We start from the raw sequence: 23563 nt of genomic DNA, 5'->3' as shown, positions 1-23563 counted from the left end.
TATCTTACGCAAACAGGTTGGTAGAAAAATACCGCTCGGCACTATCTGCCAGTATGGCTACAATGGTTTTGCCTTGTAATTCAATTCTGCTACCCAGTGCCAGCGCCGCGGCTACAGTGGCGCCGGATGATATGCCTGCCGCCATGCCTTCCTTACGGGCCAATAGCCGGGCGGTTTCAATAGCCTGCTGACAATCCACGGTCAGCACTTCATCAATCAGGCTACGATCCAGCCCCTTTGGAATGTGCCCTGGATTAACGCCCTGAATAGCATGTTCGCCCCCTTCGCCTTTGCTTAACAACGGGCAGGCGCTGGGCTCCGCTGCAATGATTTTAATTGCCGGGTTGTGGACTTTCAGAAAGCGCGCCATGCCAGTGATCGTGCCGCCGGTACCCATACAGGCAACGAGCGCCTCAACGTGTCCGTTAGCTTGTTGCCATACTTCACGCGCCGTGGTGCTCTGGTGCGCGGCGGCATTGGCAGGATTGGCAAACTGGTCCATGGATACCGCACCTTTTATGTCACCTAACAGAGCATCCGCGTAAGCAATGGCACCGGGCATGCCATCGCCCCGGGGCGTGGTAACTAAACTGGCGCCATAATGCCGGATCATTAATTGTCGTTCGCTGGACATATGTTCTGGCATAACAATGGTAACCGGGATGTCGTATACAGCGCCTAACCAGGCACAGGCCACCCCGCTGTTGCCAGAGGTGGCTTCAATAATATGCCTGACATTGCCGTTATGCTGGCGTAACAAATCTTCCAGCATAGAGAGCGCGGCCCGGTCTTTTATCGAACCCGCTGGATTGAAATATTCCAGCTTGGCCAGCACAGTAGCCCGGGTACCCCGCATTTCAGGTAAGCGTTTGAGCCGCACCAGTGGTGTATTGCCAATAGTTTCAGTAATACACTGGCGAAAAGCGTTAGGCTGAGAGTACGCCGCTGGTGAATCAAACATATCAGATATCCGGTAGAGCAATGAAAAGAGACTAAAAGTATGCTCTGTTAGCTAAGCAAAGCGTTGCTAAAAGTTTCGATAAATGTCATGGTTGGTGAATATTAAAACTCAATAATTAAATTTTATTAGAAAATAATTCTATGGATGCCACCGATAAAAAAATACTCGCCCTGTTGCAACGGGACAGTGAAATAGCTGTACAGGAAATTGCTGAGCAGGTCGGGCTTACCACCACACCCTGCTGGCGCCGCATTCAGCGCCTGCAGCAGCAAGGGCCAATCAGCCGCAAAGTTGCCCTGCTTGATGCCGAAGCGCTGGGTTTAAAGCTTACCGTCTTTGTGCAGGTAAAAGCTGCCCGGCATGATGAGCAATGGTTAAACGAATTCGCCCGGCACTGTAGCGCTTTTGAGGAAGTGGTAGAGTTTTACCGGATGTCCGGCGAGTATGATTACATGCTCAAGGTGATGGTGGCGGATATGCAAAGCTTTGATCACTTCTATAAGCGTCTGATCAAAAATATGCCCATGGGAGATGTCACCTCGAGTTTTGCGATGGAACAAATAAAGTACACAACGGCGCTGCCTTTAAGCGGGATTTAGCCAGGCTACAGGCCGTAAAGTGTATAATGCTGCCCATAAAAGCTAACTATAAAAGCTTAACTACAGCGACCCTACAAATACGATAAACAGGAGATGAGGATGTCGGTTAACCCTTATTGGCAGGATATGTTAATGCTGGATGCTCAACTGAGTGATGAGGAGCGTATGCTGCGTGACTCGGCCCATCAGTTTTGCCAGGAAACCCTGCAGCCAGGTATTTTAAGCGCTAACAGGGAGGGCCGGTTTGACCCTGATATTATGCGCCGGTTTGGCGCCATGGGTTTACTGGGCGCCACCATCAATGGTTATGGCTGTGCCGGTGTGAGTTATGTGGCCTATGGGTTGATTGCCCGCGAAGTCGAACGGGTCGACAGCGGTTACCGCAGCGCCATGAGCGTGCAGTCTTCACTGGTTATGCATCCTATTTATCAGTTTGGCAGCGAAGAACAAAAACAAAAATACCTGCCTGAGCTCGCTAGTGGTGAGATGATTGGTTGCTTTGGTTTAACCGAACCCAATGCCGGCTCCGACCCGGCCAGCATGGAAACCCGGGCTGAACCGGTTGCTGGTGGCTACCGTATCAGTGGGAGCAAAATGTGGATCACCAATTCACCTATTGCTGATATTTGTGTGGTGTGGGCTAAAAATACGGCGCAGGATAATGCGATCTGTGGCTTTATTCTTGAGCGCGGTATGCAAGGGCTGTCTACACCAGAAATTAGCGGTAAGTTGTCGCTTAAAGCCTCTATCACCGGTGAAATAGTCATGGACGAGGTGTTTGTACCTGAGCAAAACAGGCTGCCCGGAGTAAGCGGTCTGAAAGGGCCTTTCAGCTGTCTGAATATGGCTCGTTATGGTATCGCCTGGGGCTCCATGGGCGCGGCGGAGTTTTGCTGGCATGCGGCCCGGCAGTATGGTCTGGATCGTAAACAGTTTGGCAAGCCACTGGCGCAAACCCAGCTGTTTCAAACTAAACTTGCTGATATGCAAACCGAAATTACGCTGGGTTTACAGGCAGCACTCAGAGTCGGCCAGTTGATCGATGCAGGACAGTTTGATCCGGCGATGATATCCCTGATAAAGCGCAATAACTGCGGTAAAGCGCTGGAAATTGCCAGAAAAGCGCGGGATATGCATGGTGGTAATGGGATCTCTGATGAATACCACATTATGCGGCACATGCTGAATCTGGAAACAGTGAATACTTACGAAGGGACTTACGATATTCATGGCCTGATACTCGGCCGTGCGCAAACCGGCCTACAGTCATTTTTTTAACGTTGAAAGTAATTGGCTTTAAGCACGGTCTGTTAAAATGAACCAATCATAAAGGCAAGCACCATGTCACAAACGTACTCACAAGGTACAGTGCAACAAAGTGTATCAACCCCACTAAAACTCATTGCCGGTCCCGACGCCAAAGGGACCTACGTGTTTGAAGACAGTCGCGGCGAGTACCGGTTGTTTATGGCTACCACGACAGACCCCTCCAGCAGTGTTGAGGAAATCCTGCAAAATGGTGAATGGGTTGGTCAGTGGCGTGGCTCGCAGTGGTAACTACCAACGCTGTAGCATGCGCTTGTAGACTTCGCGATCCAGTAGAGTGGGGCGGGGCAGTACCGGTTGGTCGTTAAGCTTTGCCTGGGCATCGGGCCAGCTGCTGAATTGCTCACCATCTATTACAAACAAAGAGGCTTCGCCCGGTTTGGTTTTATCCAGTGGCAGCACGCCTTTCTGCGACATGGGCGGTACATCGTCATGGTGCATTTGCGCGCTGGTTATCCAGTCTGCAGTGCCGTCACCATTGATATCCATGCTGGTCCAGCCTACTGCCATAGCAAGGTTAAAACGGCCATCGCGCTGGATATCGTGAATGTAACTATCAAATCTATCCAGCAGCTGTCGGGCATTGGGATAATCCTTGCGCAGGCTGACTGTTACCGCTGACTTGATCAACGGATAGGGTGAGACGTATAAAGCCTTTTCACCATCGTTAGTGAGCATCCGGTTAAACTCGGCGATTACCAGCCAGTCTTCAAAAACATAATCCGCTCGTTTTTCTGACAGTTGACTAAACATGTCGAAAAGAGCCGGATTACGCACCCAGGATACTGCCTTAATATTGCGCATTGCCGGCGTGTTGGCAATGCGGTTGGTGGTTGCCACCCGGCTATTACGAATGTGGGAAAACTGAGTGACTTCATCGAGTGGATATTTACGGCTGGCGACATACAGCAGGGCGGGTAGATAGGCTTTGCTGTAGAGCAGGTTGTCCCGCTGTTCCTGCAGGGCAAGGTGAGCAAATTCGCCATCATATTTGCCAGTGAGCAAACCGCTGCCAGAAAAAGCAGGGCGGTCTACTGCCAGAGTGACCTCTATGCCGAGCTCGCTGAATGCCTGCTCAACCAGTTGATTGAGCCTGGCATTTTCGGTCTCTTCGCTAACCAGTGTGGGTAAGGGGTTAGCAACCAGGGTGATGGACGATTGCGCCGCAGCAGAGAAGGTTAATACCATTAACCACGCTGACAAAAGGCCAATCACCACACCGTTTAATTGCATATTAACCACACCTCTTTAATCATTACTCGCCAAACGCTCCGGCGGCACCCGGAAACACAACCGGGCTCTCAAAGCCATCTTTACTGACACTGGCTACGCCGAAGAAATAGTTATCTATCACTACGTTCTCCAGGGTAAATTCGGTCACATCGCCGACAAATCGACTAAACTGCCACTGCGGGGCGTCGGTGTAGCGCCAGTAAATCTTATAGCCGGCCAGATGCGGATTTTGGGCTTTGTCCAAAGCCTGCCAGCTCAGGGTAGTAGAAGGTTCTACCGCTCCTTTAATGCTCACTCCGGCAGGCGGATTGGGAGCCCAGGCCATACTGGCCAGGCTTACCGCATTTAGTGCAGTAAGTTTAGCAGCGTAATCAAAGTTAACCCCGTCAATGGTATCGCCGTATTTGATACCGTTCTCTTCGCGTAAGTCCTGGTGCTGGCGCACGTAGTTTTCGTTGGTTTCCATGATTCGAACGCCAGGAAAGCCGAGGTCGTTGAACGGACGGTGGTGCCCACCGCGGCCGAATCTGTCGAGGCGGTAAACCACCATGGTATCCAGATTAGGAATATAGCGGTCAGCGACTAAATCAATATAACGGGCCAGGTTGCGACTCGGTGAGTCTACCTCACCGCCGGTAAAGCGACGAATGGTGGCTTCGCGGTCAGTTTCAGTCTGACGCGTGCCTTCGGCAAAAATCCGGGCAGTGGTGTTGTTTATAACGCCGTTGATCCCTTCAATGTTGCCAATCATGTCGTTATTCAGCACGGCTTTTAACCGCCAGCCATCTTTAGCGGCTTGTTCAGCCAGAATTTTACCGCCAAATAAGCCCTGCTCTTCGCCAGACAGCGCGGCATAAACAATGCTGCCGTTAAAACGATACTGGCTGAGTACACGGGCAGCTTCCAGCGTGCCGGCTACTCCTGAGGCATTGTCATTCGCTCCGGGAGAGTCTGAGGTGGCATCCATCACATCAGATACCCGCGAATCAATGTCTCCCGACATCAATACATAGCGGTCCGGATCGCTGACACCGCGTTGTACAGCAATCACACTGACGACCTCAACCGGATCAGGAATGCGTTTTTCACCACTGATGGTGGCAGAGCTGTAATACACCTCAAGGCAATTGCCACAGGCGGCAGAAATGCGCTCAAACTCGGCTTTGATCCAGCGGCGCGCGGCACCAATGCCGCGGGTATCAGACTCAGTTTCAGAGAGCGTGTGGCGGGTGCCAAAGCTTACTAGCTTCTCAATATCCTGTTCTATCCGCTGGGCAGAAACATTGGCCGCAATATCATGCAGTTGAGGCTGATCAACATATTCAAGCTGAGCAGCCTGCAATGACAGGCTGGCGCTAAAAGCCAGTAAAGTAAGTGGACGTATTATTTTCATTATAACCACCCTCAGTGTGTGAGATTAAATAAACGCGTAGGCGTCGCCAAACAGGTTTTCTTTAGTCAGGCCACGCTCAAAGAAATCGTCGCGGGCTACCTTGGCCATGTCGAAGCGCCCGGCAATATAGACCTGTACGCCGGACAGGTCGGCGTAATCTGCCAGCACGGCATGGTGTACCCAGCCCTTGCGACCGTCCCAGTCATCGGCAGCGTTTTCGACTACCGGAATGTAAGTCAGGTGCGGATGGTGTGCAGCCAGTGAAATCAGTTCCTTGTGATAATACAGATCCTCAAGGTGCTTGCCGCCCCAGTAAAGGGTGATTTCACGGTTTGGATTGACCTTCAGTGATTGCATTAAAATTGAATAGGTGTAAGAAAAGCCGGTTCCGCCAGCCACCAGAATCATTGGCGTATCGCCGTCTTGCAGGGTGGCCTGGCCATGCCCGCCGGAGATGAAAATGGCTTTTTCCTGACGCATGCGTTCGAGCACTTCGCCAGCATAGCTGTTACCCGGTTCGGCACCAATGTGCAGCTCCAGGCGGTTGTTGTCGTGCGCCGCATTGGCAATAGAGAAAGGACGTTTATCGTCTTCAGCCATGTGTACCAAAACGTACTGTCCCGATTGGAAGTCGAGAGAAACATCAGGGGTCAGATCAACCCGATAAACCGTCTTGGTCAGTGGTGCTATACCTTCAACCTGGCATCTAATTTGTGACATGTATTCAGAATCTCTTAATGTTTGTAGGTTTACTTTATTGTCCGGAATTTGCGCTGTTCATGATACCGAGTTCGTCCCAGATTGCATCCACCCGGTCTTTTACCGCTTGCTCCATAACGATGGGTTCGCCCCATTCCCGGTCAGTCTCGCCGGGCATTTTATTGGTGGCATCCAGGCCCATTTTGGAACCCAGCCCTGATACCGGCGAGGCGAAATCAAGATAATCGATGGGCGTGTTTTCAATCATTACTGTATCACGGGCGGGATCCATTCGGGTAGTAATCGCCCAAATCACATCCTGCCAGTCGCGAGCATTAACATCGTCATCGCACACCACAACAAACTTGGTGTACATAAACTGACGTAAGAACGACCAAACGCCCATCATCACTCGTTTAGCGTGTCCGGGATACTGTTTTTTCATCGTTACTACCGCCATACGATAGGAACAACCTTCCGGCGGCAGATAGAAATCAACAATCTCAGGGAACTGCTTTTGCAGGATGGGCACAAAAACTTCATTCAATGCCACACCAAGCACAGCCGGTTCATCCGGCGGACGGCCGGTGTAGGTTGAGTGATAAATCGGATCCTTACGATGAGTGATGTGAGTCACCGTAAAGACCGGGAATTCGTCTACCTCGTTATAGTAGCCGGTGTGATCGCCATAGGGGCCTTCCGGCGCTGTTTCGTCCTGCGCGATGTAACCTTCCAGCACAAATTCGGCACTGGCAGGTACCTGCAAATCATTGCTCACCGACTTAACCACTTCGGTTTTATCGCCGCGCAACAGTCCGGCAAAGGCATATTCAGAAAGGGTATCCGGTACCGGCGTCACGGCACCAAGTATAGTGGCCGGATCGGCGCCTAACGCCACAGAAACCGGGTAAGGTTCGCCGGGGTGGGTCTGACACCACTCGCGAAAATCCAGCGCGCCGCCGCGGTGCGACAACCAGCGCATAATGAGTTTGTTTTTACCCAGCACCTGCTGACGGTAAATGCCCAGGTTCTGGCGTTTCTTGTGCGGGCCCCGGGTAACAGTGAGCCCCCAGGTGATCAGCGGCGCTGCATCGCCCGGCCAGCAGTGCTGCACCGGCAGGCGGGTGAGATCAACCTCATCACCACTTAACACCACTTCCTGACAAGGCGCCTTGCGCACTTCCTTAGCAGGCATATTCAGAACCTGTTTAAAAACCGGGAGTTTTTCCCACAGATCCTTGAGTCCTTTAGGCGGCTCTGGCTCCTTTAAATAGGCCAGCAGCTTTCCGACTTCACGCAGGGCTGTTACCGAGCTTTGCCCCATTCCCAGAGCCACCCGCTCTGGTGTACCAAACAGGTTCATTAATACCGGAATATCAAAATCCACCGGGTTTTCAAACAACAGAGCAGGGCCGCCGGCACGCAGGGTACGGTCGGCTATTTCGGTCATTTCCAGTTTGGTACTGATTGGCTTGGTAATGCGCACTAAATCGCCGTTTTTTTCTAACTGACTGATAAAGTCGCGTAAATCTTTATACTTCATAGTTTGTGGCTATCCCAGCAGCGTGCTTTGGGTTTTTATGATACCCATCAAAACAGGATTATTTTCAGGAGTATACCATTAAAGACCCTGAGCCGATCACTCCTGGGCGCTGATTCTGCGTATTCTTGCCATAGGCGGTATACGCTGGTTGCGTTTTTGTTAATAAGGGTATTATATAAACATTGAGTGAAGGGTTTTAAAAACCGGTTGGTGAGCGCTAAATATCGTCATGACTTGTTGGCTAAACAAGCGCATACTGGCTATACAAATAAAAGAGAATAGTTGCCTGGAGTCCTTATGGCTTTTTCACACGACGTCATCGAAGAGCTAAACCTGTTACTGAAGTTTCCTGCCGAAAGTCTGATGCAGGGTTTAAAAATTCACCACGATGCCACCCAATCCATTGTTGAGGCGGCAGCCCGTCTGTATTCCAAAGGCCTGATAACCCAGGTGGACGGGGGCTATCTCACCGATCTTGGTATTGATGTGGTAGAGCACACGCGGCGCATTAACAGCGCCATGAATATCAAATTTAATTAGGTTTCACTCGGGCGTTTTGCGGCGGGATATGAGTTCCTACTGAGTTAATTTCACTACAGTACTTTTACCTATGAATTAGATGCTTTCAATTGGTTAACTAAAGGCAGCAAAAGCCGCTCTAGGGTGTCAGCATGCTTTACACTTTGAATTGAGTGGGATTTCAAGTGGTTGTAAATATTGAATTTATTTTTTGGCATGTTCTGTGCTATAAATTCTGGGCAGATGATTATGGATGGTAAATCAGCAGGCTATCTATTTTGTTCGTGTTCAAGAAGTGAGACTAAATAAAGCTGTGTCTCCGTAGTTAAGGAACTGTAGTAATGAACTTCAAAAAATTATGCAAAAGTGCGTTGTTGGTCACTGGTATTCTGGCCAGTTCTGCGGCAAGCGCAACGGTTATTCTCTCAACCGATTTCGACGGCCGTACAGTCAGCGGTAACACAGCCAGTGATCTAACATGGACTACAAATGGTGTTATAGCACCTGGAGTATTAGCCGCAAATTCAGGGTCAGATTCGTTTTCACTTTTCGATACTGCAGCAGCACAAGACCGTTTCGCTGTAGACCGTAACTTGCACAATGAAGGCAACTGGTTCACTGACATTACTTTCATGATGGCTAATGACTTTGCTTCTGTAAGTCTTTCAAGTGTCTCATTTGATTCCATTATTTTTAATAATAGCGGTAACGTACAAGGCGTACAGCGTGATTTGGATTTTACAGTTGAGCTGTTTGACGATTTAGCATTGGGCCCGATTTTTTCTTATGCGCAAAATAATATTTTTGCTGCAAATGGTTCAAATTCTCAGCCTGTGAAAAACATCAGCTTTGACAATTTAGCTGTGTTGTTGCAGCAAGACACCGAATATACTTTACGAATTACAGCTTCTGGGACTGGTCCTGGTAATAATGCTGGAATTGATAATTTTGTACTCTCCGGTGATGTAAGTCCTGTTCCCGCGCCTCAGGCCTTTGCATTACTAGCGCTGGCTATTGCTGGAATTGCTGTTCGTAAAGCAAAGCGTTCATAAAATAATCATGCAGCCTTAGTGTTGCATCATGCGCCAGGCTAACCGCGTTTCGCTTCAGCATATCAAGCATTTTTTGTGTGAATCGAATTGCGACGAACCTGGCGCAGATACTAATTTCCTTTTTCACACATTAGCTGATTTCTCTCTTCCGAGCCTTAACTTCGTGCATGGCCCAATCTCTGTTCTATTATCTCGTAGTTGCTATACTGAACGTAAGGTTCGGAATAATTCCTTTAAAGCTTGCTTGGCTTTAAAATCTATCTGAGTAGCTCTGTGTGTTTTGCTAGAAGCTAATCTGATTGGTACAGGACCTATGTGTTATGGTTTGTATAATTAATTAGGTTTTTCGAACCGCGGCCGATAAAACGCCAAGAGGCGACGAGTTAGCTGGAAGAATGTGATATGCAGAACAAAGGTGGTTTATTACTGATGCTCTCAGTCCTGTGGCTGGGAGACGGTAGCGCAGTGCAGGCGCAGGAGATTAAAGCGGTACAGCTTTATACTCAGGACGAGCTGATCAACATGATCAACCGTAACGAGCATCTCGACCGGGTGGTGATAGATCGCTGTCAGTTAAATCAGGATATTGAAGCCCGGGCAGAAGTCCTCAAAGTACCTGCCTATCAGTTTTTATGGGGCGATATGCTGGCCTGGGGTGTTTGTGTTGAAGCCGACCCGGAACGAGGCGTTGACTTTATGCGTCAGGCCGCCGACCAGGGACTGCCGGCCGCACTTGAGCAACTTGGTCGCTATTACAGCAAAGGCACGCTGGTGCAGCAAGACCGCAAACGGGCGGTGATATTTCTGCGCGAAGCCTCAGCACTGGGAAATCTTAAAGCTCAAATGCAACTGGCCGAACTGTTTATCGACGGTTACGGCTCTCCCTATGATTATCAGGATGCTTATCAGTGGTTGTACAACGCCGTTACGGCAGATAAGCAAACTCATCAAACTATTGCTACCTATCTGAAAGAGCTTGAAAAGCTTATGCATCCCCGGGCAGTGAGGGCCGCGCGAACTCCCCTCGATTCATAATCCCGATGCAGGTTTGAGCCAGTAAAAGAAACTGCCGCAGTGCAGTTGGTTTCCTGTATACTTCAACAAAATCATAGAATTAAATGATATTTGGAATAGGGCAGTGCAGGTAAACCAACAGGAAATCGATGCCGTTGAAGCAAAGCTTAATGGGCAACATGGATTAAAAGCGGCGCTGGCCGTGGCATTCTGGTCGGTACCCATTCTGGTACTATGGTACTGGCTTTATTTGTATGACGACCGCTTCGCACCGATTATGCTGGCATTAAGCGGCGCGGCAATTGGAATTGTGGTGCGGTTCTACGGCCGTGGTTATCAACTTTCCTTCGCTGTAATGGCATTTATGGCCCATCTTGCTGTGGTAGTGGCGGCTTTTATGTTTGGCCTCAGCCTCGGTGAGGGCCAATCGGTCCGGGCTTTTATTTTAGTGGGCCTGTACGGCGTTGGCGCCTGGTCGGCAGCCTACATCGGCAGGTTAAGTATTCCCTTTGAGCAGCACAGGGCATTTTACGTCCTCACTGAAGAAGCCCCGCACGACAGTAGCAGGCGGCTGAGAAATCGTTGGTTTATCACTACGCCGCTGGCGCTTGCAGGGTGTTGCCTGACCCTCACCGTTTCTTTATTCGCTTTAACCGGTTTTGAGATTTTCCGCGCCACGCAATCCCATCACGAAAGCCGGATGGCTGAGCGTGAAGCCTTTGAGGCACGGGCAATTGAGGTGACATCTGCCCACCTTGATACGCTGCCGACCGACGAAGCAATGCGTCACGCTTTTGCTTTTTTTGCCGGCCAGCTGCCAAACAAAAGTGGCAACCGCTACACCCATTATCCAAAGTCAGACTACAAAGCAAAGCGCGTCTTGTCTTACCTCAGCGAAGAGCGCGGTAATGTGAGGGCGAAGTTTATTCTGGGTCGGCTTACCTATAACGAGAACGGCTTAAGCCTGATCCAGCAAGCCGCCGACGAAGGCGATATTTATGCGAAGATCCATGTGGCATCGGAGTTTGGTTGTTATGGAGAGCCTGATAAATCCAAACAGCTGCTTAATATGCTGGCGAAAACCACCATTGATAAAAGTGCGCTGGATGAAATTTATTCGGTGTTAAGTGTAGGCTTTGAACAGGTTTGTGCAGAATATCGGATCCCGGATTTTGCGCAGATGTATATTCGTTGAGCGCGACATGAGATCAACAAAGGGCCGGTTGAGGCCCTTTGCGTGAAGTGATTAATTGACAAACCGCTCGGTGTGGCGGGTGAAAACGGTGTAGTTTTCGTTGCTGATGTTGCTTACATAGTGCCATTGGGTGGTGACCATGGAGAGGGTAAATGACATGGTCATATAGCCCCGCTCATGAAGATTGCAGTAACTGAGATCGTCAATTAACAGGGGCAAAGCATCAGCCAGTCGTTTAGCCTGTGCTGTGTTTAGCCCCAGATAGCCTTCCATGCCCGGAGACGAAACGCTCGGTGTTGCATACTCCATCGCCACGGTCTCGCCGCTGTTGTCGGTAAGCTTATTCACCCAGCCATTATGGGTATCCCCGGCAATCACCAGTAAAGATTTTTGCGCATCCGAGAACAAGCTGAGTACTTTGTCACGCTCTGCGGCATACCCATCCCAGGCATCCAGATTGTAGGGGAGTTTGGTGGCTAAACGAGCCAGTTCTTCTTCGCTTAGGGTGGCGCCCGCCTGTTGCTTTTTGAGCAGACCAAGCAAACCTTCAATGGCACCTGCCACGGCTTCACGCTCGCTGGTTAGTACCTCAGCAGGATAATGCATCTTACCCATCAGGATCTGCTGCCCGAGCACCTGCCAGCGGGCACTGCTTTGCTTAACTTCATCGGCCAGCCAGTTAAACTGGGCCCTGCCCAGCAATGTGCGATCCGGATTATGCAGCGCCTGCATAAATGCTTTGCCGTCAAACTGGCCATCGGCACGCTTATAATCGGCCATGTTAAGCTGCTTTTCACGACCAATTACCCGTGTATCAAGCATATACAGGTTTACCAGATTGCCAAATTCAAAGCTGCGGTAAATCTGCGGGTTACCATCGCCCATGGGCGGACGAATGGGTAACCATTCGTAATAGGCCTGAATAGCGGCGGTGCGCCGGGCAAAAAAATCGCCTTCGTCGGCCGAATGGTTCTGCGCTCCCGACATATAGGTATCGTTGGCAATCTCGTGATCATCCCAGATAGCGATGAAAGGTTTACGCTGATGCAGTAACTGCAGGCCGTTGTCCTGCCGGTAAGTTGCATAGCGAAGCCGGTAATCCTTAAGCGTTAGCAGCTCTCCTTCATTACCCGGCATAAAGTCGCGGCCTATGGCTTCTGCGTTGGCCGTGGCATAGCCGCCTTTCGGGTATTCATAAATGTAATCACCAAGGTGCAGTACCACATCAACTTCACTATCCTCAGCGGCTGCTTTGTAAGCATTGAAGTAACCCGCCGGATAATTAGCGCAGGAAAAAATAGCAAACTTCAGCTTATCAATTACGCCCGTCGCCAGAGTACTGGTGGTACCGGTTACGGAACGGTTTTCACTGGTAAAAAAGCGATAGTAGAACGACCGGCCTGCAGGTAAATCCTGAACATCAATTTTTACGGTAAAATCGTTGTTGCGCGTGGTTTTTGCCACGCCGTCGCGCAGCGGTGAATTGAAGTCCGGCGAGGTGGCAATTTGCCAGCGCACATAACCGCTGTCGTCATTGTCGGCCGGTACTGCTCTGGTCCACAGAATCACGGCGCTGGTGGTTGGATCGCCACTGGCTACGCCGTGGGTAAATTCAACGGCCGGGAAATAGTCTTTGGTTTGGGGGGCCGAGGCACAGCCGGTTAACTGGGTCGACAGAGTAAGAGTACCGCCGAGTAAAGAAGAAAGTTTAATAAATCGTCGTCTGTCCATGGCGCTTTAATAACTGTAGGAAAAAAGAATGCTCACTTTAGCGTAACTGGTGCAGCTTGCCTACCTTCTGTCACCCGTCGTATTGCTTTGCAATTTAGCTCGGGCTGGACGATAGTTAGGTTTACCTAATCAATGAGGGCAACACATGGAACTTGGCGCATTTTCGGTAAGCTTATCGGTAAAAGATATCCATACTTCAAAAGCATTTTACGAGAAACTTGGGTTCAGCGAGTCTGGCGGTGACATTAATCAGAACTGGCTGATTATGCGCAACGGTAAAAATGTCATCGGACTGTTCCAGGGCATGTTCGAGGGCAATGTCCTGACCTTTAATCCCGGTTGGGATCAGGATTGTAAAACGCTGGACTCGTTTACATCGGTGCAGGATATAGAATCGGCCTTGACCGATGCCGGGGTGATTCTGACCAAGAAAACCGAGCCAGGTTCTTCAGGACCAGAAAGCATTGCCATGATCGACCCCGACGGCAACGCGATCCTGATTGATCAGCATGTCTGACTTGCGGTAAACAAAACTGCATATCGGGTCAGTAGCATCGCTGACATATTTGTTTACAATCCTGTGTAACCGGTGACTGGCGCCTTGCGGCGCTTTTCTTTATGGTGTGCTGCGTGAAAATTCGTTCCGACAGTTGCATTATTAAGAGCCGGGTCGGTGTGAAAGTTTCAACTCACTATATTAACGCTGCATAAGGTAACATTTTAATGAAAAAGCTTTTGATTGCAGGTGTAGTTTCCGCTGCACTGCTTGGCGGATGTGCCACAGAAAAAGCTCAGGCTCCGGCCAGCCCGGTTGCTACGCCAGAGAGCGTAATGGTATCGCCTAACGACGACAGACAGTACGATACTTTTACTTTACCCAACCAATTAGAAGTGATGCTGGTGTCTGACCCGGCAGCCGAAAAATCGGCCGCATCACTGAGCGTGAGTGTAGGCTTGCTGCACGACCCGATGTCACAGCAGGGCATGGCGCACTATCTGGAACATATGCTGTTCTTAGGGACTGAGCGCTACCCGGATACCAAAGGGTATACCGAGTTTATGACCGCTAACGGTGGCCAGCACAATGCCTACACGTGGCTGGATATCACCAACTACATGTTTAAAATCAATAATGATGCCTACGGCGAAGCGCTGGATCGTTTCTCTGATTTCTTCAAGGCGCCCAAACTTTACCCGGAGTATACCGACAAAGAGAAAAATGCGGTCAATGCGGAATGGTCCATGCGCCGCGAGATGGATTACTTTGGCCAGTTTAAACTGGCGCGCAGCCTGATGGGCGACCATCCGGCCAACCGCTTTCTGATTGGTAACCTGGAAACCCTTGGCGATAAGGAAGGCAGCAAGCTGCACACCGAAACGGTGAACTTCTACGAGCGTTACTACTCGGCCAACATTATGAAGCTGGCGATGATCAGCAACCGTCCGCTGGACGAAATGAAAGCGCTGGCAGAAGAATACTTCGGCAATATTGAAAACAAGAACATCGACAACCCGACCGTTGACGATAAACTCGATTTTGCCAAAGTGGGCGGCAAGCGAATTCATTATGTACCCAATGAAGACGTTAAAAAACTCAACATCGACTTCACCATCAGTGATAACAGCGATGAGTTTGCCACCAAACCTAACCAGTTCTTAACCTACCTGATTGGCTCTGAAATGCCGGGCACGCCGGCTTATCAGTTAAAGGCCATGGGGCTGATTTCTAATCTGTCTGCCTCTGCGTCGCCGAACATGTATGGTAACTACGGTTCGTTCAGCATCAACATCGATCTCACCGATGCCGGTATGCAACACCGCGAAGCCATTGTGGCTGTGGTGATGCAGTATATCGACCTGATCCGTGAGCAAGGCGTAGACGAAAAATACTTCAGTGAAATTCAGACCAGCCTGAACAACCGTTTCCGTTTCCTGCAGAAGTCCGATGAATTTGGCTATGTGTCAAATCTGGCGGCAGCGATGCAGGAAGTACCGGCTAAGTTTGCGGTATCTTCGCCGTATTACTATGAATCCTTCGATGCTGAGGCTATCCAGGAAGTTCTGGCACAGTTAACGCCTGAGCGCGTTCGTATCTGGTATATCAGTAAAAATGAGCCATCAGACAGCCAGCTTCACTTCTACGACGGTAAATATCAGGTTGATACCATTAGCGCAGAAGAAATTGCCAGCTGGCAGCAACCTGCGCAAATTGCGCTGAATTTACCGGCCGTCAATACGCTGTTACCGCAAGAATTTACCCTTAAGCCACAAACACCACAGGAAAAACCTGAGCTGGTGATTGATGAAAACGGCGTTAAGGTGTGGTCGTTCCCGAGTCAGGCATTTACCGAGCAACCGCGCGGTGAAATGACCGTTTATATCAATTCAGGTTTACCTGAGTCTGATGTTAAAGCAACGGTAATGACGGCCCTGTGGAAAGACTTGTACAGCCTGCAGCAAAGCGCGCTGATGACGGAGGCCAGCATTGCTGGTATGTCGCTACGCTTTAGCGATGGCAATGGTATCAGTCTGGCCATTGGTGGCTTTACCGATAAGCAGCCTGAGTTATTAACCAAAGCCCTTGATGCACTGGTAGTTGACGTTAACCAGCAGAACTTTGCTCAGGCAGTCGACCGCTACGTACGTGGTTTGCAGAATGCGGGCAAAAAATTCCCCTTCTATCAGGCGTTTGATGCTTATAACAACCTGATCCGTGAGGGTAACTTCAATACTGACGCACTTATCAGCGCGGCTGAGTCGTTAACGGTGGCCGACATGCAGGCATTTATGCAGGCTCTGCTGAGTGAAAACCAACTGCGTATTTTTGCCTTTGGTAACTATGACAAGGCCGATCTGGACAATGCGGTAGCGTTAGTGAAAGGCGCTCTGCCGGATGATCGCACCAGCCTGAAATACGATATGCGTGAGTTCTGGCAGCCACAGGCTGAACAGACCCTTGTCTGGCAGCAGGATTTGAGTGTTGCCGATGTGGCGCTGATTGATGTGATGGTGCATCCAACGCCAGGTTTTGATACCCGCGCTGCCGGCACGGTATTGCGTGGCCACTTCAGAACCGTCGCCTTTGACAAGCTGCGCACCGAAGAGCAACTGGCTTACGCGGTAGGCGGTATGGCAACCAGCATTGGTGACTACACCGGTTTTGCCATGTTTATTCAGACCCCGGTGAAAGACGTAGCGGCTATGCAGGCGCGTTTTGATGAATTTAAAACGCAATACAAAGTCGCACTGGATGCCTTAACCGAGGAAGAATTTGCCAAGTTAAAAACCAGTGCACTGGTATCGCTGAAGGAAGCGCCTAAAAATATGCGTGATGAAGTGGTACCGTTTATTTCAGACTGGTATCGCGAGAAATACGACTTCGACAGCGAGCAGAAACTCATTGCGGCGGTTGAGAAAGTGACCCTGGAAGATGTGAAAGCGTTTTACCAGCAAACTATGCTTAACGACAACGCGGCACGGATCTCTGTTCAACTGCGAGGTACCAGCTTTGTGGAACAACCTTTTGCAGATATCAAAGGGGCCACTAAGGTTGAGGATCTGGCCGGCTTTCACGAGTCGATGAAAAAACAATAAGCCAGCAGCACTTTACTGCAACACAATCAAAAACGGTGGCCTTTGCCACCGTTTTTTTATGCCGTGGTCCGTTATATACTGACGCCACTACAATTCTTCTATGCAATTGAGTATTTAATGAGCCAGATTAGTATTATACTGGCAGCAATACATCAAACCACAGAGTTTATATGACAGATGATCCGCACTACGAGCGGGAAAAAGCCAAGTACGACAATCCGGTAGCCAGCCGCGAATATTTGCTGGAAACCCTTAAAGAGCATGGCAAACCCATGACCTTTATGGACATTTGCCAAAGCGTAAATGCCCAGGACGAAGACAGCCGGATTGGTATTCAACGACGCCTGCGCGCCATGGAGCGCGAGGGGCAAATTCAATTTACCAAACAAAAACGCTATGCCGTTCTGCAACAGGAACAGCTTATCCGCGGGCGAATTATAGGCCACCGTGACGGTTACGGTTTCCTGCGTCCCGATGATAATTCCGGCGACTTGTTTATCAGTGCCGGGCAAATGCAAATGTTTATGCACGACGACAGGGTGGAAGCCCGTGAAAGCGGTACAGACCGCCGTGGTCGTCGCGAAGCCTACATAAATCAGGTGATAGAGCCCCGTAAGGAGCCCATTGTTGGCCGGTATTTTACCGAACAGGGCATGGGGATGGTTATTCCTGATGATAGCCGAATCAACTTTGAGATCATTATTCCACCTGAACACGCGCACGGTGCCAGACAAGGCAATGTAGTGGTGGTGGAAATTACTCAGCGTCCCCGTCGGCGGGTCAGCCCGGTTGGCCGGATAATTGAAGTGCTCGGCGAGCACATGGCGCCGGGGATGGAAATCGAAATGGCCCTGCGCACCTTCGATATTCCCCATCAGTGGCCTAAAGGCGTTACCCGACAGATTGAAGGGTTAACCGACAGCGTTAAGGAAGAAGACAAAACCGGCCGCGTCGACCTGCGTCAGTTACCGCTGGTGACTATCGACGGTGAAGATGCAAGAGACTTCGACGACGCCGTATTCTGTGAGCCGCTGGATAACGGTGGCTGGCAGTTATGGGTAGCCATTGCTGATGTGAGTCAGTATGTGACGCCGGGCAGTGCGCTGGATGCCGAAGCGCTGGAGCGCGGTAACTCGGTGTACTTCCCTGAGCAGGTTATTCCCATGTTGCCGGAAGTGTTGTCGAACGGGCTATGCTCACTGAATCCTGAGGTTGACCGGCTGTGCATGGTATGTGAAATGACCGTCAGCCCGGCAGGTAAACTGGAGAATTACCAGTTTTACGAAGCGGTGATGAATTCTCACGCTCGCTTTACCTACAGCAAAGTGTGGCAGATTTTAAGCGGTAACAAAGAGCTTCATCAGCGTTATGAAGAATTTGTGCCCCACCTGCGCCATTTACACGACCTGTACCGCGCGCTTAAAAAAGCCCGTGCTCAGCGTGGTGCCATTGAGTTTGAAACTCAGGAAAGTAAATTTGTTTTCAATGCCCAGCGCAAGATTGAAAACATCGTGCCCATTGAGCGTAATGATGCCCATAAGCTGATTGAAGAATGTATGATCATGGCCAACGTCAGTGCGGCCTTATACATTGAAGACAATAAGGCACATTCGTTGTTTCGGGTGCATGACAAACCTGATGCAGACAGACTCACCGCGTTTACCTCTTACCTCGGTGAAGTTGGGATCCCCCACAGTATTGTAGAGGGTGCCTCGCCGGCAGATTTTACTGCGGTGGTCAGTAAAACGCAGGGCCGCCCGGATCAGGAACTGATCCAGACCATGCTGCTGCGTTCTATGAAGCAGGCTATCTACGATGGCGACAATATTGGCCACTTCGGCCTGGCGCTGGACGCTTACGCTCACTTTACTTCGCCGATTCGCCGTTATCCGGATCTGGTAGTGCACAGAACACTTAAATCTATCCTTAAAAAACAAGGGCAGACCGTTCATGGCGCTAAATCTTACAGCGAAGAAGAAGTCGAGCAATTAGGCGAACAGTGCTCCATGACTGAACGCCGTGCCGATGATGCTACCCGTGACGTCAGCGACTGGCTCAAATGCGAGTTTATGCAGGATCACGTGGGCGAAACCTTTGAAGGGGTGGTGAGCTCGGTAACCGGCTTTGGGATCTTCGTGCGCATTACCGAATACCATATCGATGGTCTGGTACATATTACCTCCCTCGACGATGACTACTACCGTTATGACGAAGTGAAACAAACACTCAGCGGCGAGAGCGGCGCCCGCCAGTACCGCTTAGGCGATCAGCTGGAAGTCAAAGTCGCGGCCGTGAATCTGGATGAACGTAAGATCGATCTGGTGCTCGATAATAAGTGGTTGCGCTCCCAGGGCGGTAAAAAGGTTAAAGTGGTTAATAAGCGCAGTGGTGACGAAAAATCGCCGGGCCGCCAGCGTCGTAGTACTAAAGACGGCGATAAAAGCGGTGGGAAAAGCTCAGGTAAATCACGACGTAAGCCAGCGGGAAAGTCTGGCAGTACAGCGAATAAGCGCGGTAGCTCCAATAAGGGGCGGCCGGCAAAAGGTAAGAAAGGTTAATGGCACAGCAAGAATGGTTATACGGTCTGCATGCTATGCAGGCGGTAATTGAAAACGAACCCGAACGATTGATTGAAGTCTGGGTATTGAAAGGGCGTGATGATGAGCGGTTGATTAATATTGTTAATCAGGCTCGTCGGTTTGGCGTCTCAGTGCAATTTTGCAACCGTAAAGTGCTCGACGATAAGGTTAAAGGTGAGCAGCACCAGGGCATAGTAGCCCGGGCTAAGCCAGCCAAAACCTTAGATGAAAGCGATTTGGACCAGTTGCTGGATTCCACTCCCGTGCCCTTATTGCTGGTTCTGGATGGAGTAACCGATCCGCATAATATCGGTGCCTGCCTGCGTACCGCCGACGCGGCCGGTGCACACGCACTGATAGTACCTAAAGACAAGTCCGGCGGACTTACCGGCACGGCCCGTAAAGTCGCCTGTGGTGCCGCTGAAGTGGTGCCTTTTATACAGGTCACTAATCTGTCGCGAACCTTAAAACAGCTGCAGGATAAAGGGGTTTGGGTAATTGGTACCGCCGGCGAAGCTGAGCAACTGATTTATGACTGCAAGCTAAGCGGCCCTATGGCGTTGGTCATGGGCGCCGAAGGCAAAGGCATGCGCCGGTTAACCCGCGAAACCTGTGATGAGCTGGTAAAACTGCCCATGGCTGGCAGCGTATCCAGCTTAAATGTGTCGGTGGCTACCGGGGTGTGTTTATACGAGATTGTCCGCCAGCGCGGCCTTTAAGGTACTAAGCGATGGAAAGCATAGCTCAGCTTGAACGGTGGATGACAGCCATTTCTGAGCCCCATATCGTGCTTGGCTATGGCAGCCTGATGAACAGTGACTCCCGTAGTCGTCATTCGGGGATTCCCCACGATGGTGTTGAAGTTGAGGTATTTGGTTTCGAGCGGGGCTGGATCACGCGCTCTGAACCCGAACTGCAAACCTACGTTGGCGCCTATCAGAAAAAAGATGGCTGGCTGAATGCTCAGCTTGTGCCTACCCATCTTGATCCGGCGCTGCAAAAGCGAGAGCAGGACTACCGCTTTACGCCGGTGACTATCGACCAGTTAAACTTTGAACTGGCTGACGACCTCACCGAGCGATTGATTGAGTGGTTAAAGCAGCGCGATATCTGGATTTGCGAGTCGTTAAAGGTTGAGCCCTCAAGCGCCGACTATCCGGTCCATCAAAGCTATATCGACACCTGTCTGGCCGGTTGCCTGGAGTTAGGCGGCGAAGCGGCCGCCCGGCGTTTTATAGCCTCAACCACAGGTTGGCAGCATCACCGGGTTAACGATCGCGAAGCGCCTCGCTACCCGCGGGCGGCAGTGGTCAACCCGGCTTACTTTACGGTGATCGATCGGTTGCTGGAAAACCCGTCATGATCCTTGAGTCTGAGCGGCTGAAGCTGCGACGGCTGAGTCGGGATGATGTGGACTTTATTCTTGCGGTGACTAACGATAAACAATGGCTGACGTTTATCGGCGATCGCGGTATTCATAACAACGGCCAGGCCAGCCAGTATATAACCGTAGCCAGTGACAGTTTCGCTGCCAAAGGTTATGGCTTATGGCTGGTTGAAGCCATTGATGCAGAGGGCGATCAACGAATTGGACTGTGTGGCTTTATCCGCCGCCCTTTTCTGAGTTGCCCCGATCTGGGCTATGCCTTTTTACCCCGGGGGCGCGGCAAAGGCTATGCCTGTGAAGCGGTAAACCTGGTGCTAAGCTGGGCTTCCTCTCATACTAATGAGCTTCAGGTTAGTGCTATTTGCCGGCCAGATAACCATGCTTCGCTTGCAGTGCTGCAGCGAGCAGGGTTTGAGCGCATGGGAAAGCTATTTCAGCCACAGCAACTGCCTCACGATTTCTTTCTGCGCTCGCTGTAGCCGGCTTACTGACTTCGCCTGGCCAGGCCATTTCAGCTTTAACTTCTGAGGTATATGCTATACTTTAGTAGATATTATTCTATATCTTATCGAACTCATTTAAGCAGGGAGCAGGGACGTCTTGGGCTTATTCGCATCCATCAAAAGCCAGCTAACCCTCATCAGCCAGCGTTATGGCAGAACGCTAACGCTAATGGCGGTGGTGTTATTTTTGACCTTCGACTTCGTTGCTCTTTCGCTCAATGTCTGGCTGTCTTATCGCATTGAAGCGGCCGCCATCAATATCAACCTTTCCGGCCGACAACGGATGCTCAGCCAGCGTCTGGTGAAAAACCTGCTGATGATGGAAAACGCCTACACTAACGAAGAAGCTTATAGTGCCGCACTGGCAGAACTGCGCGAAACCTTTAAGCGTTTCGATCTTACACTTGATAGTTTCCATCGCGGCGGACGAACGTTTTCGGCCGAACATAATGTCATTGAAGTGGCACCTTTAACCAGCGATGCCACTACCCATATAGTGCAACAGGCGTTATTGGAGTGGTCACCCCTCAGGCAAAAAATCAGGCAGTTGATTGGCCGTGAATACGACCATTTACTCCTGCAGCAGGCCATCGATGTGGCGCAGCGAAAAAACCTCACCTTACTTGATTTAATGAACAAGCTGACTGTTGAACTTGAACACGAAACCCAGGCCGAAGCCATGTCGATTCGCTTTTATCAGGGACTGGCATTTTTCCTGGCCATTATTAACTTTACTCTGGCCATTGTGATGTATCGCCTGCGGGTGCTTAAGGCAAATCACTCGGTGGATTTGGTTGATAACATAATGAATCAGGTTGCAGCCGGTATTCTGGTGGCTGATGAAAGCGGCAAGATTATCAGGGCAAACAAGCTTGTGGAAAACATGAGCGGTTACCTTATGACTGAGCTGCAAGGGCGTAAAGTAGACTCGTTATTGTACGAGTATGAAGGTGAAATGTATGGGATACGCAAGGTTGGTGATCAGTATCATTGCCAGGTGGAGGTCAGCGAAGTCCTGATCGGTAATCGTCCGGCAACTGTGTACACCATTATTGATGACAGCCAGCAAAAAGCCCAGCAGCAGGAACTCACGTTGCTGGCTTATCACGATCAGTTAACGGATTTACCCAACCGCCACCTGTTTAACGACCGCTTGTCGGTAGAAATGAAGCATGCCCTGCGCCGCAATGAAAAAATCGCCTTATTGTTTATTGACCTCAACGGGTTTAAGGGCGTTAACGACCGCTATGGCCACAAGTTTGGTGATTTATTACTGGGGCGTGTTGCCGTCAGAATGAAGCAAACCGTGAGGGATTCCGATACCGTAGCTCGGCTCGGCGGCGATGAGTTTACGCTACTGCTCACCGACATACAGTCTTATGGTATGTGTAAGGCGCTGGTGGATAAAATTATTGATGCGATTTGCAAGCCTTACCTTATTCAGGAAGTGCTCGTCGAAGTAGGAGCCAGCATTGGGGTGGCCTGTTTTCCTGACGATGCAACCAATGAGCAGGAATTGTTGAGTCTGGCGGATAAGGCCATGTATCGCTCAAAGGCCACTGGCGAAAGTTGTATTACCTTCGCCAGCGACTGGCTGTCACATAAGCCCGAAAAGCATCAGGTGGATCAGAACTGAGGCGGTAACAGGGTGACTTTTTCAATGATGATGTTTTCTACCGGCGCATCGGCAAAACCAATGGTTGCTTTGTATTCGGTGTCTACTTCGCCCATGGCGTCAACCACTTCAAAGCCTTCCACTACGGCACCAAAGACGGCATAGCCCCATGACCTGCCCGGGTCGAGGTTATCGTTTTCATCCAGATTAAAGAAGAACTGACGGGTGGCGGTATGCGGGTCGTTCTGACGAGCCATTGCAACCGAATACATGGTATTTTTCAGGCCGTTGCCTGACTCGTTAAAGATGGCCGGGTAAGACGATTTCTCTTCGTAATCCACGGTATAACCACCGCCCTGAACGATATAACCAGGGATAATGCGCTGAAAAATTGTGCCTTCGAAACTTCGCTTATCCACATAACGCAGAAAGTTGTTTACTGTGATGGGCGCACGGCGACGATCCAGCTCGATAACAATATCACCCATGGTGGTTTCCAGCTTAACCCGTGGGTAGTAATTATCAGGCTGGATTTGTGAACCGTCATCGGCCTCTTTTTTGGCGGCCTGAGCAGACACAGTAAAAATCAGCAGTGAAAATAGCAGAGCTCTTAGCATGGG

At 50.3% G+C, this 23563-nt stretch carries 21 protein-coding genes; 14 read left to right on the top strand and 7 right to left on the bottom strand.

Annotation, left to right across the window (positions count from 1 at the left end; all coding sequences use genetic code 11):
• Positions 1 to 4 precede the first annotated feature (4 nt).
• Complete coding sequence (locus tag AC566Q_RS20505) at positions 5 to 961, bottom strand: PLP-dependent cysteine synthase family protein (protein ID WP_499610182.1); 957 nt, start codon at positions 959 to 961, stop codon at positions 5 to 7.
• 140 nt (positions 962 to 1101) lie between these two features.
• On the opposite strand from AC566Q_RS20505, the gene AC566Q_RS20500 reads away from it, so the two are divergent.
• From AC566Q_RS20500 to AC566Q_RS20490, 3 genes are all read left to right on the top strand, one after another.
• The gene (locus AC566Q_RS20500; protein WP_123323794.1) at positions 1102 to 1560 is read left to right on the top strand and encodes an Lrp/AsnC family transcriptional regulator; all 459 of its coding nucleotides are present in this window, start codon (positions 1102 to 1104) and stop codon (positions 1558 to 1560) included.
• Between the two features lie 99 nt (positions 1561 to 1659).
• Positions 1660 to 2838, top strand: a complete 1179-nt coding sequence (locus tag AC566Q_RS20495) for an acyl-CoA dehydrogenase (RefSeq protein ID WP_499610179.1) — start codon at positions 1660 to 1662, stop codon at positions 2836 to 2838.
• Between the two features lie 63 nt (positions 2839 to 2901).
• On the top strand, positions 2902 to 3117 hold the full coding sequence (locus AC566Q_RS20490) for a hypothetical protein (RefSeq protein ID WP_499610176.1): 216 nt from the start codon (positions 2902 to 2904) through the stop codon (positions 3115 to 3117).
• Here the strand turns inward: AC566Q_RS20490 and AC566Q_RS20485 are convergent, their stop codons facing one another.
• The 4 genes from AC566Q_RS20485 to ubiD are packed head-to-tail and all read right to left on the bottom strand — an operon-like array spanning position 3118 to position 7754.
• Positions 3118 to 4119, bottom strand: a complete 1002-nt coding sequence (locus AC566Q_RS20485) for a substrate-binding periplasmic protein (protein WP_499610174.1) — start codon at positions 4117 to 4119, stop codon at positions 3118 to 3120.
• A 22-nt stretch (positions 4120 to 4141) separates the two neighbouring features.
• Positions 4142 to 5512, bottom strand: coding sequence for a M28 family metallopeptidase (locus tag AC566Q_RS20480; protein WP_499610172.1), 1371 nt, complete (start codon positions 5510 to 5512; stop codon positions 4142 to 4144).
• A 24-nt stretch (positions 5513 to 5536) separates the two neighbouring features.
• Positions 5537 to 6232, bottom strand: coding sequence for an NAD(P)H-flavin reductase (gene fre / locus AC566Q_RS20475; RefSeq protein WP_105932796.1), 696 nt, complete (start codon positions 6230 to 6232; stop codon positions 5537 to 5539).
• Positions 6233 to 6266: 34 nt separating this feature from the next.
• Entirely contained in the window at positions 6267 to 7754 is a 1488-nt protein-coding gene (ubiD, locus tag AC566Q_RS20470) for a 4-hydroxy-3-polyprenylbenzoate decarboxylase (RefSeq protein ID WP_123323800.1), read from the bottom strand.
• A 297-nt stretch (positions 7755 to 8051) separates the two neighbouring features.
• Between ubiD and AC566Q_RS20465 the strand changes: the two genes are divergently transcribed.
• The 4 genes from AC566Q_RS20465 (at position 8052) to AC566Q_RS20450 (ending at position 11534) form a co-directional block, all read left to right on the top strand.
• Positions 8052 to 8294, top strand: a complete 243-nt coding sequence (locus AC566Q_RS20465) for a TIGR02647 family protein (protein ID WP_105932794.1) — start codon at positions 8052 to 8054, stop codon at positions 8292 to 8294.
• A 320-nt stretch (positions 8295 to 8614) separates the two neighbouring features.
• Positions 8615 to 9325, top strand: a complete 711-nt coding sequence (locus AC566Q_RS20460; protein WP_123323801.1) for a hypothetical protein — start codon at positions 8615 to 8617, stop codon at positions 9323 to 9325.
• A 429-nt stretch (positions 9326 to 9754) separates the two neighbouring features.
• Positions 9755 to 10360 (top strand): tetratricopeptide repeat protein, encoded by a 606-nt coding sequence (locus tag AC566Q_RS20455; protein WP_499617568.1) that lies wholly within the window; start codon positions 9755 to 9757, stop codon positions 10358 to 10360.
• 103 nt (positions 10361 to 10463) lie between these two features.
• Positions 10464 to 11534: a hypothetical protein gene (locus AC566Q_RS20450; RefSeq protein WP_499610166.1), complete on the top strand. Its 1071-nt coding sequence runs from the start codon at positions 10464 to 10466 to the stop codon at positions 11532 to 11534.
• 51 nt (positions 11535 to 11585) lie between these two features.
• Here the strand turns inward: AC566Q_RS20450 and AC566Q_RS20445 are convergent, their stop codons facing one another.
• Positions 11586 to 13265, bottom strand: coding sequence for an alkaline phosphatase D family protein (locus AC566Q_RS20445; protein WP_105932791.1), 1680 nt, complete (start codon positions 13263 to 13265; stop codon positions 11586 to 11588).
• Between the two features lie 145 nt (positions 13266 to 13410).
• On the opposite strand from AC566Q_RS20445, the gene AC566Q_RS20440 reads away from it, so the two are divergent.
• From AC566Q_RS20440 to AC566Q_RS20410, 7 genes are all read left to right on the top strand, one after another.
• Complete coding sequence (locus tag AC566Q_RS20440) at positions 13411 to 13782, top strand: VOC family protein (RefSeq protein ID WP_105932790.1); 372 nt, start codon at positions 13411 to 13413, stop codon at positions 13780 to 13782.
• 206 nt (positions 13783 to 13988) lie between these two features.
• Complete coding sequence (locus tag AC566Q_RS20435; protein WP_499610159.1) at positions 13989 to 16859, top strand: insulinase family protein; 2871 nt, start codon at positions 13989 to 13991, stop codon at positions 16857 to 16859.
• A 170-nt stretch (positions 16860 to 17029) separates the two neighbouring features.
• Positions 17030 to 19417, top strand: a complete 2388-nt coding sequence (rnr, locus tag AC566Q_RS20430) for a ribonuclease R (protein WP_499610152.1) — start codon at positions 17030 to 17032, stop codon at positions 19415 to 19417.
• The gene (gene rlmB, locus AC566Q_RS20425; protein ID WP_499610147.1) at positions 19417 to 20157 is read left to right on the top strand and encodes a 23S rRNA (guanosine(2251)-2'-O)-methyltransferase RlmB; all 741 of its coding nucleotides are present in this window, start codon (positions 19417 to 19419) and stop codon (positions 20155 to 20157) included. Before rnr ends, rlmB begins: the two co-directional genes overlap by 1 nt.
• Before the next feature lie 11 nt (positions 20158 to 20168).
• Positions 20169 to 20801: a gamma-glutamylcyclotransferase gene (locus tag AC566Q_RS20420; RefSeq protein ID WP_499610141.1), complete on the top strand. Its 633-nt coding sequence runs from the start codon at positions 20169 to 20171 to the stop codon at positions 20799 to 20801.
• Entirely contained in the window at positions 20798 to 21304 is a 507-nt protein-coding gene (locus AC566Q_RS20415) for a GNAT family N-acetyltransferase (RefSeq protein WP_499610137.1), read from the top strand. The genes AC566Q_RS20420 and AC566Q_RS20415 overlap by 4 nt, the downstream gene beginning before the upstream one ends.
• Before the next feature lie 121 nt (positions 21305 to 21425).
• Positions 21426 to 22964 (top strand): diguanylate cyclase domain-containing protein, encoded by a 1539-nt coding sequence (locus AC566Q_RS20410; RefSeq protein WP_499610135.1) that lies wholly within the window; start codon positions 21426 to 21428, stop codon positions 22962 to 22964.
• Here the strand turns inward: AC566Q_RS20410 and AC566Q_RS20405 are convergent.
• Positions 22955 to 23560, bottom strand: a complete 606-nt coding sequence (locus AC566Q_RS20405; RefSeq protein WP_499610133.1) for a peptidylprolyl isomerase — start codon at positions 23558 to 23560, stop codon at positions 22955 to 22957. The genes AC566Q_RS20410 and AC566Q_RS20405 overlap by 10 nt on opposite strands.
• Between the last annotated feature and the right edge of the window lie 3 nt (positions 23561 to 23563).

This window comes from Alteromonas sp. H02 (assembly GCF_059682525.1).
Note: the sequence above shows the minus strand (reverse complement) of the source record. Positions and strands in the feature narration are given on the sequence as shown.

Excerpts from the sequence above, each read along its gene's own strand:
- AC566Q_RS20505 (WP_499610182.1), bottom strand. The coding sequence starts at position 961 with ATGTTTGATTCACCAGCGGCGTACTCTCAGCCTAACGCTTTTCGCCAG.
- AC566Q_RS20500 (WP_123323794.1), top strand. The coding sequence starts at position 1,102 with ATGGATGCCACCGATAAAAAAATACTCGCCCTGTTGCAACGGGACAGT.
- AC566Q_RS20495 (WP_499610179.1), top strand. The coding sequence starts at position 1,660 with ATGTCGGTTAACCCTTATTGGCAGGATATGTTAATGCTGGATGCTCAA.
- AC566Q_RS20490 (WP_499610176.1), top strand. The coding sequence starts at position 2,902 with ATGTCACAAACGTACTCACAAGGTACAGTGCAACAAAGTGTATCAACC.
- AC566Q_RS20485 (WP_499610174.1), bottom strand. The coding sequence starts at position 4,119 with ATGCAATTAAACGGTGTGGTGATTGGCCTTTTGTCAGCGTGGTTAATG.
- AC566Q_RS20480 (WP_499610172.1), bottom strand. The coding sequence starts at position 5,512 with ATGAAAATAATACGTCCACTTACTTTACTGGCTTTTAGCGCCAGCCTG.
- fre (WP_105932796.1), bottom strand. The coding sequence starts at position 6,232 with ATGTCACAAATTAGATGCCAGGTTGAAGGTATAGCACCACTGACCAAG.
- ubiD (WP_123323800.1), bottom strand. The coding sequence starts at position 7,754 with ATGAAGTATAAAGATTTACGCGACTTTATCAGTCAGTTAGAAAAAAAC.
- AC566Q_RS20465 (WP_105932794.1), top strand. The coding sequence starts at position 8,052 with ATGGCTTTTTCACACGACGTCATCGAAGAGCTAAACCTGTTACTGAAG.
- AC566Q_RS20460 (WP_123323801.1), top strand. The coding sequence starts at position 8,615 with ATGAACTTCAAAAAATTATGCAAAAGTGCGTTGTTGGTCACTGGTATT.
- AC566Q_RS20455 (WP_499617568.1), top strand. The coding sequence starts at position 9,755 with ATGCTCTCAGTCCTGTGGCTGGGAGACGGTAGCGCAGTGCAGGCGCAG.
- AC566Q_RS20445 (WP_105932791.1), bottom strand. The coding sequence starts at position 13,265 with ATGGACAGACGACGATTTATTAAACTTTCTTCTTTACTCGGCGGTACT.
- AC566Q_RS20440 (WP_105932790.1), top strand. The coding sequence starts at position 13,411 with ATGGAACTTGGCGCATTTTCGGTAAGCTTATCGGTAAAAGATATCCAT.
- AC566Q_RS20435 (WP_499610159.1), top strand. The coding sequence starts at position 13,989 with ATGAAAAAGCTTTTGATTGCAGGTGTAGTTTCCGCTGCACTGCTTGGC.
- rnr (WP_499610152.1), top strand. The coding sequence starts at position 17,030 with ATGACAGATGATCCGCACTACGAGCGGGAAAAAGCCAAGTACGACAAT.
- rlmB (WP_499610147.1), top strand. The coding sequence starts at position 19,417 with ATGGCACAGCAAGAATGGTTATACGGTCTGCATGCTATGCAGGCGGTA.
- AC566Q_RS20420 (WP_499610141.1), top strand. The coding sequence starts at position 20,169 with ATGGAAAGCATAGCTCAGCTTGAACGGTGGATGACAGCCATTTCTGAG.
- AC566Q_RS20415 (WP_499610137.1), top strand. The coding sequence starts at position 20,798 with ATGATCCTTGAGTCTGAGCGGCTGAAGCTGCGACGGCTGAGTCGGGAT.
- AC566Q_RS20405 (WP_499610133.1), bottom strand. The coding sequence starts at position 23,560 with ATGCTAAGAGCTCTGCTATTTTCACTGCTGATTTTTACTGTGTCTGCT.